We start from the raw sequence: 11,250 nt of genomic DNA, 5'->3' as shown, positions 1-11,250 counted from the left end.
TTTTTTGTATCTAAAATTAAATGCTGGAACTAACCATTTCCCTGTGGACCTGCTGCTGCTTTTCCCAGTTTTCTACCCAAATATAAGCTTCTTTCCAGTTATTAACCCGGATGACACCCTTTGGAAGAGGATCTTGATTATATGGTGTATCAAATAATATGACAGGAATCTGACACTCTTCATGGATCATTACAGCATTATCGTGTTTATCCTCAAAAAAGATATCAACCGAATGCTTTTTCACTGTGGCTACTTTGTCATGTGATCCAATTAATTCGATGTGGTCAAAGGTTAAGCCTTTATCAAGGAACCATTGGATGGTTACATCAAGTAAATGGGAGCCACGTGCACTAATGAAAAACAATTCATGCTCTTTTTCCCATTTATTTAAGACTTTTCCCGCTCCTTCAGCGAGAGGAGAGCCTTTATAAATCATGGGTTCATTTTCGGAAAACCATGTGGCGAACTCTTTTTCTGAAACATTTACGAATGGAGTTAATTCATATTGATTAACGTCCTCATACATAATATTCATGTCAAATGCTTTATTAATAAAAGGGATGATGGATTTGGGGCATGTAACCGTTCCATCAATATCGATTCCAAACCTTTTTCTCATTTTTGCTCTCACCTTCATATAGCTTTTAGGATTCTCCTTTTAGTTTACCAAAATTGAGTGGTCAACGGGGGAAAAGAAACAAAAAACTAATTTAGGCAAACATTAACATACTAAAAAGCAGATAGAGGCGAACAATAATTAATGCTCCTATTACTGAAAGTGAGGGATTAGGATGGCAGATGAAAGAGACACGAAAGTGCAGGAAGCTCTTCAAAGTGCAAATATTGGCCAAGATATTCCCAATTCTCCTACATCATATCGGGAGGAAACAGCATCAGAAATTGCCGCACCTATTAGGGCTCACTACACATTGAAAAAAGATGACAATAATCCTACGATTGGTGCTTCTGTTCCGATACGATCTTCAGAATATAGGGAAGAAACAGCAGCGGAAATAGCTGCTCCTGTTCCACTTATTCGAAGAAAGGAACAGACGGGGCAAAAGGAAAATGCTGCAGGTGGTACAGGTCTAGGAACGCTTGCTTTAGTGCTTTCGATTTTATCACTGTTTGTATTACCTATTCTTTTTGGAGCTGCAGGTATTGTGTTAGGTTTTGTTGCCAGAAGGAGAGGGGCCACAGGACTAGGTGCTTGGGCCATTGGTATCGGTGCAATATCAATTGTTATTGGTATCTTTATTCTTCCGTTCTTTTAACACAACCTGCATAGGAGCAAAAAGAAACCCGGTGAAAATACCGGGTTTCTTGATGTTAATTCGTAATTTTATCTTCCTCTGCTTTTTTCTGAAAATATTCTTCGGCAATTTGGTCAATTTCTTTTTTCAATTCTTCAACTAATTGCGCTTCAGGAACCTTGCGGACGATCTCACCCTTCCTGAATAATAACCCTTCACCTCGAGCACCGGCAATGCCAATATCGGCTTCACGGGCCTCTCCAGGTCCGTTAACGGCACAGCCTAAAACAGCTACTTTGATCGGAGCTTTAATTTTTTCAATGTATTCTTCGACTTCATTAGCAATACTAATGAGATCAATTTCAATCCGGCCGCATGTCGGGCAAGAGATCAATGTGGCCGCGTTAGAAGAGAGACCGAACACCTTTAAAAGTTCTCTAGCAACTTTTACTTCCTGAACTGGGTCTGCACTTAAGGAAACACGTAGTGTGTTACCGATTCCCATGTGTAAAATAGTGCCTAAACCTGCCGCACTTTTGATGCTGCCTGCAAAAAGGGTTCCAGACTCAGTAATCCCAAGATGTAGGGGATAATCGAATGCTCTCGATGCCTTTTCATAAGCTTCAATGGCAAGATTTACATCAGAGGCCTTCATGGAAACGATAATGTCATGGAAATCTAAATCCTCAAGAATTTTAATATGGTGTAGCGCGCTTTCAACCATACCATCTGCTGTTGGATATCCGTATTTCTCTAAAATTCTCTTTTCGAGTGAGCCAGCATTTACCCCGATTCGGATGGGAATGCCTTTCTCCTTCGCGGCTTTTACGACAGCCTCGACTTTTTCCCGTTTTCCGATATTACCGGGATTGATTCTGATTTTATCTGCTCCGCCTTCAATTGCTTTAAGAGCCAATTTATAATCGAAATGAATATCGACAACAAGTGGAATGTTGATTCTTTTTTTGATTTCAGGAATGGCATTCGCAGCCCGTTCATCCGGACAAGCCACCCGAACAATCTGACAGCCAGCTTCTTCAAGACGCTTTATTTCAGCAACGGTTGCTTCAACATCATGTGTTTTTGTTGTGGTCATACTTTGTATAAATAATTCGTTACTCCCGCCAATCGTTAAGTTACCAACTTTAATTGGTCGGGTTTTTGTGCGGTGTAATATTTCACTCACGTGTAATTCGCTCCTTCAAAATGGGATTCGAATAAGGTATATAAAAACAATCCGACTCTATTTTATCAGCCTTTCACTATTTTTGACAAGAATAAGCACTATCCTCTTTATTTTGAGTAATCAGGGAAATGATATGTAGACCCGATTTGAATTTTTTCTGGAGTCTCCCCAGGATTTAATTTTCGAAAGTCCTCGATTAAGTTGGAAATCGATACGGGAAGTGATTTATCTAGTTGATGTTCTACGATAGATAGAACTGTTTCACCTGGTTCAACTTGTGCTTCGAAAGAAGGGATGTCTGTTTCTGTTTTCAACTCCGTATTTTGTGTTTGGATTTTAGCATCCACCTGCTGTGTGAATTGGGATGGCAGGGTGCCAACAGTTAAATCAATATAAATTACATATATGATTAAAACGGCTAATAAGAAACCAAATAACTTTTTCATCGGACAAGCCTCCAAATAGACAGTTTGTACATTGGTATGCTTGTCCGATTGGAAAAAGAACGAGTTAATAAAAAAAACGCCCGCTTTGGGCGCTTCTTAGTTCACTTTTTTGGGTTTTGGAATTTCATTAATGGCCAGGTATAAAACGATGATCACAACAAACCAATTAATCAAGAAGCTGTTAGGAACGGTTGTTTTAATTGCCGCCATAATGGTAAAAAACAATGTTGGTAATGTTTCGCTGTATGCAGCCATTCGCCACAACTGCCGGTAATTTAGTTTTCTACCTAAAAGGTTCTTTAATAATAAACCAATTAGAGCCAATACCGTTACCTCGATAAAACTGCCAGCACATGCAAACAAGTAGATAAACACAGAAACCACAGGGATTATTATCCATTTTATTCCGCCAATTGTGTTAATAAAATCCACAATGTCTCCCTTTGCAATGTTTAGCCCTTCTAACATGGAATAGGGATATGTATCAAATCGGCCGCCTGCAGCTAAAACAAATTGATCTTCTAACATGGCAAAAGAATTTCCCTCATCTTGGATATCATCTGCAGAAATAGCTCCAGTTGGGTCTAAAATAATAGAAAAATCATCCTTATTTAATGTAATGGGCACTTTAGTATCGGCTGTTAGATGCCCGTCTTGAATTGAAAAATCAGGTAATTCGTCAGTAATAATGGTTCTTGCCGTATCGACACCCGTGGTAAGTGCGGTACTTAAGTAAATTACTGACGGCAGAATCGAAATTAATGTTAAGAAGAAAACAAATAATATTGTTTTTCCTATCCCTTGGAATCGAAATAAGGCAATATCTTTAGGAGAGTAGATACTTTTATACAATTGCTTGAAAATATTCATAATGACCACCTTTATACATTAAATCACAAATGATTGCTTCAGCATCTATTGTATCTTTAGTAAAGGTTATATACAAGAATGACAGCAACTCAATTTAATATTTTGAAACCTATTCCAAGTTTTAATCGTATGAAGGAAAGTGTAAACTGTATAAAATATCTAGAAAAAGTTTTATGAAGGATGGATAAAATGGAATTGGTCTATTGGAGTATCATCATTTTGTTATTTATTGTTGCATTTGTTGGTCTGGTGTATCCGATTGTTCCAAGTGTGTTATTTATATTGGCAGGCTTTTTACTATATGGAGTCTTTTTTAATTTTCAACCCTTTCGATGGTACTTTTGGTTGATTCAAGGTTTGTTTATTGTACTTTTATTTGTTGCCGACTTTATTGCTAATATGATTGGAATTAAAAAATATGGAGGTTCCAAGGCCGGAATTTGGGGAAGTACGATAGGGATTATCGTTGGACCATTTGTTATCCCTTTTTTAGGAATCCTTATTGGTCCATTTATCGGGGCAATAGGAGCTGAATTAATCTTCAACAAAAGAAATATCACTGATAGTATTAAAATTGGTTTTGGCTCGGTCATTGGATTTGTAAGCAGTGTTATTACAAAAACAATTATTCAAATTCTTATGATTGTTTATTTTTTCATTTTAGTCTTGTAAAAAAGCCACCTATATGGGTGGCTTTGATTGTCGAGAAAGGGTCGTTTTCTCGGTGATTTTTTATTTTGTCTGAATCTAAAATCCCGATTTTTAGTAATTGATTGCTCCTGCTAAAGGGCCTGTTGATTTCCGCTCCGGGCACTCGCTTTCCGCGGGGAGCGAAGCGCCTGGAGCGCAAATCAACAGACAAGTTGAAAATCCTATATATTATTATATTATAGCGAATTAATGCGGTGAATTATTAAAGAAAGTGGTTAAAATAAAAGGCTATCGAAAGTTTTTCGACAGCCTGAGCCACTTATATGGGTGGATTTGTTTGGTTAATTTAATCCGCAAATTTCAAAGGAACAATTTTGACAGTCAACTTCTTCTTTTAAATAGTTGAGTTTTTTTATAGTAAACTTTTGATTATCGTAGGTAATGATCTCTTTCTCGCGAAGATCTTTTAAGGCTCGTTGAATAACTTCACGCGTCCCATAGGTTAAATTAGCTAATTCTTGATGTGTTAAGGGCAGATCAATAAGAATTCCATCTTCTGTCTTAATTCCATAAGTATTAGATAAGCGGATGAGGATAGAATATAAACCGCCTTTTTTACCATTCATAATTAGGTCTTGGCATTTCATTTGTGCCTTTAAATAACCTGTACTTAGCCATGCAACAAGAGCGCTCATTGCTTCTGGATCATTTTTAATAAATTCTTCAAATTGCTCCTTCTTGATAAAGATCATTTCACAATCTGTCATCGTTTTTGCGTAAAATTGATAATGAGGAGATGGTTTGAAAAGTTGATACTCTACAATTAATTCCTGGTCATTTAAGATTTTTAAGATAAAATCCTTGCCGCGTAAATGAACTCTTCCAAGTGAAATACTTCCTTTAAGCAATAAGAAAACATACTGGGCAGGGTCCTTCTCTTGAAAAAGAACGGAACCGGCTTTAATCTTTTGAATTGGTTCTTTTTTTTCGTAAAAGTAAACTAGTAAATTATATATAGAATTACTACTTTTCTGCATAGAAAATCACTCCTTGGCACCCTTCTCTTTAATTAAAATAAATTATTAACAAGGTGTCAATAGAGCCCTTACATGAATTGGTAGTGACAAAAGTCGGATATGACAAAAATCGTTGACAGATTGCCCTTTGGATGAAGGGTGACAAATTTTCGAATAATTGATAGGAACGGTAGTGGATTACGTTTTAATAAAATTTAGAATAAAATCCTTCATTAAGGGTATGGTATTTATGTTAAGAGCCTAAGCATTATATTTGAAACTGAGCACTGACTTTGGTATCTTAAAATGGAAAGCTTTAGAAATATTCTAAATTCTAAGGCTGAAAAAATCACCATATACATAGGAGGAATAATCATGGCATTTGAATTACCACAATTACCGTATGCAGAAAACGCACTTGAACCACATATTGACAAAGAAACAATGAACATTCATCACACTAGACATCACAACACATATGTAACCAATCTAAATAACGCTTTAGCTGGTAATGAAGAATTACTTTCTAAATCAGTTGAAGAAGTTATTGCTAATTTGGATGCGGTTCCAGAAGCTGCACGTACAGCAGTTCGTAACAATGGCGGCGGTCATGCTAACCATTCATTATTCTGGCAAATCCTTTCTCCAAATGGCGGCGGTGCACCTACTGGTGAATTAGCTGACGCAATCAGCAGCAAATTTGGCAGTTTCGAAAGCTTCAAAGAAGAGTTTGCTAAAGCAGCAACTACTCGTTTCGGATCTGGTTGGGCATGGCTATCTGTGTCTGGCGGAGAATTAGAAGTTTCAAGTACGCCTAACCAAGACTCTCCATTAATGGAAGGTAAAACTCCAATTCTTGGTCTTGATGTATGGGAGCATGCTTACTACTTGAAATTTCAAAACAAACGCCCAGATTATATTTCCTCTTTCTGGAATGTAGTAAATTGGGATGAAGTTTCAAAACGTTACAGTCAAGCAAAATAATAGCAATGGTAAGAAGGCAGCTTAGGCTGTCTTCTTTTTTTGGATTTGAATAAGTGAATAAGAAAAACTTGCTTGTTAAAGACTACCCATAAGATAAAGGGGAGTTTTTTATGGCAAAAAAATTTAAGATTCTAGGTGATGTTAAACTAACAAAAGATTTATCACTTTTGCTGATTATTGGTGGGTTATATTCATTAAGTGTTGCTTTATCCAATACGTTTGTAAATATTTATCTATGGAAACAAACGGGTAAGTATTCAGATATCGCCCTCTTTAATTTATCAATTGTTGTTTTACAGCTGCTCACCTTCATTTTAGCGGGCCGATGGGCCAAGAAAATTGACAGAGTAATCGTGCTTAGAATCGGTGTGATTTTTTTAGCGTTATTCTATGTCATGGTTTTAATCGCTGGCACAAAGGCTTCTACTTATTTACTTTTATTAGGAAGTCTGTTAGGAGTAGGTTATGGGTTTTATTGGCTTGCTTATAATGTGTTAACTTTCGAAATCACTGAACCAGATACGAGAGATTTTTTTAATGGTTTTTTAGGGATATTATCGTCTGCGGGTGGAATGATTGGACCAATCGCTGCTGGAATCATCATAACTAGATTTGACAAATTCACTGGATATACCATTGTTTTTGGGATGTCGCTAGCTTTATTTGCACTTGCGGTTTTTATGAGTTTTTCATTGAAACCACGACCATCGGCAGGAAGCTATTGTTTTAAACAGATCTTTATTGAAAGAAAACAAAATGAAAATTGGCGTTTGATTACAAACGCTAACTTTTTCCAGGGACTGAGGGAAGGGACCTTTGCATTTGTCATATCAGTGCTTGTTTATATTTCGACAGGAAGTGAACTGTCTTTAGGAACATTTGGTCTCCTTAATTCAGGAATATCATTTATAGCGTATTATCTTGCGTCTAGGTTAATTAAACAAAAGTTTCGAAAAAAAGCGATTCTTATTGGTGGACTTATCCTATATGCGTCTGTCCTGTTAATTGTTTGGGACGTGAATTTTGTCAAATTGTTAATCTATGGCGGGATGATTGCGATTGCCTATCCGCTTTTGCTCGTCCCATATATGTCCACTACATATGACGTGATTGGAACAGGTTGGAAAGCAGCAGAAATGAGGATTGAGTACATTGTAGTTCGGGAAATATTCTTGAATTTGGGAAGGATTGTTTCCATATTATCCTTTTTAGCTGCTATCACTTGGTTTAATGCAGAAATCAGTATACCAATCCTACTTCTTGCTTTGGGTGCAGGGCACACATGCATCTATCTTTTTATTAAAAGAGTACATTTACCAGCAACGTAATGCGATGAGTATTTTATTTACTCACCGCATTTTTCATTTTTCACTGAGGCTTTTATGCTGAAAATGGTAAGGGTTTTTCATAGATAAAAGCGGAATTATCCTTTAAAATAGAGAAAGTGACTTTAAGCCGTGAAAAAAGGAAGTGTTTATATACCTTGAATAATAAAAAGAAAAAAAAGAAGGAACATGTGCCCTTTCGTTTAAACATGTTATTCTTTGTCGTGTTTTTGCTATTTTCTATCCTTATACTTAGACTTGGTGAATTGCAAATCGTATTTGGTGATGATTTTAAACGTGAAATTGAACGGACGGAAGATATTACCGTAAATAACCCTGTACCAAGGGGGAAGATGTTCGACCGCAATGGTAAAATCATTGTTGATAATACACCCTTGAACGCGATTACTTACACAAAATATCAACAAACCACCCAAAAGGAAATGTTGGAAAGCGCGGCAAAATTAGCAAAAATCATAAACAAGGATACATCGAAAGTTCCTGTTCGTGATAAAAAGGATTATTGGATTTTAAAACATCCCAAAGAAGCAGAAGCAAAAGTTACGAAAAAAGAATGGGCATTATATGAACAAAAAAAATTGGATGATAAGCAAATTTATAAACTTCAGATCGATCGAATAACTGAGGATGAAGTAAACAGTATTATTGGAGAAGATCTTGAAACCCTTGCCATCTATAGGGACTTTAATAGTGGTTATGCCTTGACGCCACAAATTGTTAAAAATAAAAATGTTACACCTGAAGAATTTGCGATTGTTAGTGAAAACTTAGAAAACTTACCTGGTGTTGATACAACAACTGATTGGGAACGAAAGTATGTTTTCGGTGATACATTAAAATCCATATTAGGAGATGTAACTTCCTCCGATGCAGGGATTCCTAAGGAGCAATTAGAAAAGTATATGGCCCGTGACTACAGCCGTAATGACCGAGTTGGAAAAAGTTATCTTGAATTAAAATATGAAGATGTATTACATGGTCAAAAGGCAAAAGTGAAAAATGTAACGGACAAGTCCGGGAAAATACTTTCAACTGAAGTAGTTTCGGAAGGAAAAAGGGGTAAAGATCTTGTTTTAACCATTGATATGGATCTTCAGAAGAAGGTAGAAGATATCATCGAAGAAGAAATGTGGAGTGCAAAGCAAAAACCGAATACCTCCCTTCTAGATCGCGCCTTCGTCGTTCTGATGGATCCACATACCGGTGAAGTCCTATCACTGGCAGGAAAACAAATTGGTAAAGATAAAAAAGGAAAAACAGTCATGAAGGACTTTGCGGGAGGAAATATTACCACTTCTTATAACGTTGGGTCAGCCGTTAAAGGGGCGACGATATTAACTGGATATAAAACTGGGGCAATACAACCAGGATCTACACAACTAGATGAGCCTTTGAGAATAGCAAGCTCACCTGTCATGTCTTCATGGAGGACATTTGGCAGGATAAATGATTTAAGGGCACTACAGGTCTCCTCCAACGTATATATGTGGAAAACTGTTATTGCGATGGCTGGTGGCCAATATAGACCAAATCAACCGCTCCCATTAGATTATTCTGCCTTTGATACTATGCGGCAGTCATTTAGTCAATTTGGTTTAGGTACGCGTACAGGGATTGACTTACCTAATGAAATGAGCGGCTTTCCAGGTCCTGAAAGGACTCCTGGTTTACTTCTTTTCCTTTCGATTGGTCAGTATGATACGTATACACCAATCCAACTCGCACAGTACGTCTCCACAATCGCAAATGGTGGGAATCGGATCCAGCCGCATCTGGTTAAGGAAATTCGCGAACCGGAAATGGAAAATAATGAATTGGGTCCTATTGTTGAGGAAATTCAGCCGAAAGTATTAAATCGTTTAGATATGAAGCAATCTTGGATTAAACGGGTTCAAGAAGGTTTTCGGATGGTCATGCAGGTGGGTGACGGTACAGCTGTAAGTTACTTTAAGAGCGCAGATTATCACCCTGCAGGAAAGACGGGGACAGCACAGGCATTTTATGACGGTTCTGATAAGTCAAAGCGTGGGACAGAAGTAATGAACCTAAGTCTCGTAAGTTTTGCACCGTCTAATAATCCAGAGGTGGCAATGGCTGTTGTCGTACCGTGGGCATATCAAGGGAATAGCGGTCCAAGCATCAATAATTTAATCGGCCGAAGAGTCTTGGATGCGTACTTTGACTTAAAGAAAGAACGTCAAAATACAGAAAAAAATGCAACCTCTGATCAACAGGAAGTAAATAACGAATAAACCCAAAACAGTAGTCAAGCTGATCATTAATATTACTGAAACACCTGTCTCAATTTGAGGCAGGTGTTTTTTATATTTTTAAGTTCTACTCTGTATTGATTTAACGTATTTAGGACAATTTATATCTAGAGAATTTTTCTGATTTACACAAACTCAACATATCTTTACAAAACCTTTACATTCAATTAAAACTCGGTTAACAGTTGCGGATTATTATTGTACATGTAAGGCAGAACAAATTACTAACAAACCAAATTCACAGGGGGAATTAAACAAATGAAAAGCTTTAAGAAAATTGGCTTATTACTTACTCTAGCAGCATTAATGGTATTTGTAGCTGCTTGTGGTGGAGCCTCTACTGATAAAAAAGATGAAGCTGCTAATAAAGATAATAAAACTACAGAACTTTCTGGCTCGTTAACCGTTTCAGGTTCCTCTGCAATGCAACCATTAGTTGCCGCTGCTGCTGAAGAGTTTATGACTGAAAATCCAAATGTTGATGTTCAAGTAAACGCTGGTGGATCTGGTACAGGCTTATCACAAGTTGCCGAAGGATCTGTGCAAATTGGTAACTCAGACGTATTCGCTGAAGAAAAAGAAGGTATTCCAGCTGATCAGCTTGTTGACCATAAAGTAGCTGTTGTAGGTATGACAGCAGCAGTTAACCCTAAAGTTGGTATTAAAGATATTAAAAAGGAAGATTTAATTAAAGTTTTCACTGGAAAAATCACAAACTGGAAAGAACTTGGCGGAAAAGACCAGAAGATCGTTCTTGTAAACCGTCCGGACTCTTCAGGAACACGTGCAGTATTCAATAAGTTCGCCCTTGATGGTGCCACACCTGCTGAAGGGATTACGGAAGATTCTTCAAACACCGTTAAAAAGATTATCAATGAAACTGATGGTGCAGTGGGTTACCTTGCATTCTCATACTTCACTGACGAATCTGTTACTCCACTTGCAATCGATGGAGTAGAACCAACTGAAGAAAATGTGCAATCTGGTAAATTCCCAGTTTGGGCATACCAACACTCTTATACAAAAGGTGAAGCAAAAGATCTTGCAAAAGCGTTCCTTGACTATTTAATGTCTGACGATATCCAAAACACACTATTAAAAGAACAAGGATATCTTCCTGTAACAAAAATGAAAGTTGAGCGCGATGCAAAAGGAAATCAAAAAGACCTATAAAAACAGGTTGAATAATGAAAGGGTAAATGCTATTAAGCATTTACCCTATTATGAC

11 protein-coding genes are annotated in these 11,250 nt (G+C 37.2%); 6 read left to right on the top strand and 5 right to left on the bottom strand.

The annotated features are described in order from the left end of the window. Positions 1 to 16 precede the first annotated feature (16 nt). Positions 17 to 619, bottom strand: coding sequence for a 5' nucleotidase, NT5C type (locus tag AB7942_RS07070; protein ID WP_098931407.1), 603 nt, complete (start codon positions 617 to 619; stop codon positions 17 to 19). A 172-nt stretch (positions 620 to 791) separates the two neighbouring features. On the opposite strand from AB7942_RS07070, the gene AB7942_RS07065 reads away from it, so the two are divergent. After that, positions 792 to 1,274: a DUF4190 domain-containing protein gene (locus AB7942_RS07065; RefSeq protein WP_088088999.1), complete on the top strand. Its 483-nt coding sequence runs from the start codon at positions 792 to 794 to the stop codon at positions 1,272 to 1,274. 55 nt (positions 1,275 to 1,329) lie between these two features. Here the strand turns inward: AB7942_RS07065 and ispG are convergent, their stop codons facing one another. The 3 genes from ispG to AB7942_RS07050 form a co-directional block, all read right to left on the bottom strand. Continuing rightward, the gene (ispG, locus tag AB7942_RS07060) at positions 1,330 to 2,430 is read right to left on the bottom strand and encodes a flavodoxin-dependent (E)-4-hydroxy-3-methylbut-2-enyl-diphosphate synthase (RefSeq protein WP_179196035.1); all 1,101 of its coding nucleotides are present in this window, start codon (positions 2,428 to 2,430) and stop codon (positions 1,330 to 1,332) included. A gap of 116 nt (positions 2,431 to 2,546) precedes the next feature. Then, entirely contained in the window at positions 2,547 to 2,885 is a 339-nt protein-coding gene (locus AB7942_RS07055) for a hypothetical protein (RefSeq protein WP_369446310.1), read from the bottom strand. 96 nt (positions 2,886 to 2,981) lie between these two features. Further along, positions 2,982 to 3,755 carry a DUF1189 domain-containing protein gene (locus AB7942_RS07050; RefSeq protein ID WP_369446309.1) on the bottom strand — a complete coding sequence of 258 codons (774 nt, stop codon included), beginning with the start codon at positions 3,753 to 3,755 and terminating at the stop codon, positions 2,982 to 2,984. Between the two features lie 189 nt (positions 3,756 to 3,944). Here AB7942_RS07050 and AB7942_RS07045 point away from each other — a divergent pair, with 189 nt between their 5' ends. Further along, positions 3,945 to 4,427, top strand: coding sequence for a DUF456 domain-containing protein (locus AB7942_RS07045; protein ID WP_369446308.1), 483 nt, complete (start codon positions 3,945 to 3,947; stop codon positions 4,425 to 4,427). Between the two features lie 320 nt (positions 4,428 to 4,747). On the opposite strand, the gene AB7942_RS07040 is transcribed toward AB7942_RS07045, so the two are convergent. Continuing rightward, positions 4,748 to 5,443 (bottom strand): Crp/Fnr family transcriptional regulator, encoded by a 696-nt coding sequence (locus tag AB7942_RS07040; RefSeq protein ID WP_088088993.1) that lies wholly within the window; start codon positions 5,441 to 5,443, stop codon positions 4,748 to 4,750. Between the two features lie 354 nt (positions 5,444 to 5,797). Here AB7942_RS07040 and AB7942_RS07035 point away from each other — a divergent pair, with 354 nt between their 5' ends. From AB7942_RS07035 to AB7942_RS07020, 4 genes are all read left to right on the top strand, one after another. After that, positions 5,798 to 6,406 carry a superoxide dismutase gene (locus tag AB7942_RS07035; protein WP_335712164.1) on the top strand — a complete coding sequence of 203 codons (609 nt, stop codon included), beginning with the start codon at positions 5,798 to 5,800 and terminating at the stop codon, positions 6,404 to 6,406. A 110-nt stretch (positions 6,407 to 6,516) separates the two neighbouring features. Continuing rightward, complete coding sequence (locus AB7942_RS07030) at positions 6,517 to 7,734, top strand: MFS transporter (protein WP_369446307.1); 1,218 nt, start codon at positions 6,517 to 6,519, stop codon at positions 7,732 to 7,734. Positions 7,735 to 7,940: 206 nt separating this feature from the next. Further along, positions 7,941 to 10,004, top strand: coding sequence for a peptidoglycan D,D-transpeptidase FtsI family protein (locus tag AB7942_RS07025; protein ID WP_369446439.1), 2,064 nt, complete (start codon positions 7,941 to 7,943; stop codon positions 10,002 to 10,004). Positions 10,005 to 10,280: 276 nt separating this feature from the next. Continuing rightward, positions 10,281 to 11,195 (top strand): phosphate ABC transporter substrate-binding protein PstS family protein, encoded by a 915-nt coding sequence (locus AB7942_RS07020; protein ID WP_369446306.1) that lies wholly within the window; start codon positions 10,281 to 10,283, stop codon positions 11,193 to 11,195. The last annotated feature ends 55 nt before the right edge of the window (positions 11,196 to 11,250 follow it).

Source organism: Neobacillus sp. BF23-41 (genome assembly GCF_041106275.1).
The sequence above is the reverse complement of the archived record's forward strand: the minus strand, read 5'-3'. Positions and strand labels throughout refer to the sequence as shown.